This window comes from Streptomyces aureocirculatus, assembly GCF_000720475.1.
Lineage (GTDB): Bacteria > Actinomycetota > Actinomycetes > Streptomycetales > Streptomycetaceae > Streptomyces > Streptomyces aureocirculatus.
Genome location: NZ_JOAP01000192.1, coordinates 1 through 264, shown reverse-complemented (window position 1 = coordinate 264; position 264 = coordinate 1). Strand labels below are relative to the sequence as shown.

At 70.8% G+C, this 264-nt stretch carries 1 protein-coding gene; it reads right to left on the bottom strand.

Going from position 1 to position 264, the window contains the following annotated elements:
• The coding region (locus IG78_RS0141320; RefSeq protein WP_030575093.1) for an IS5/IS1182 family transposase at window positions 1-264 on the bottom strand (264 nt) is incomplete at both ends.

The window sequence follows — 264 nt, the reverse complement described above, 5'->3', positions numbered from 1 at the left end:
GGCGGCAGCCGGCGAGCCAGGCCATCGTGCGCTCGATGGTCCACCGGTGGCGTCCAAGCCGCTGGGAGGTCTCGACGCCCTTGCGGGCGATACGGTGCCCGATACCTCGCTGGGACAGCCAACGCCGCAGGTGGCGATAGTCGTAGCCCTTGTCGGCGTGAAGTTTTGCGGGCCTGCGGCGGCGAGGGCCGCGGCGGGACCGGATCGGTGGTATGCCCTTCACGAGCGGGATCAGGGCCTGGCTGTCGTGGACGTTGGCGCCTG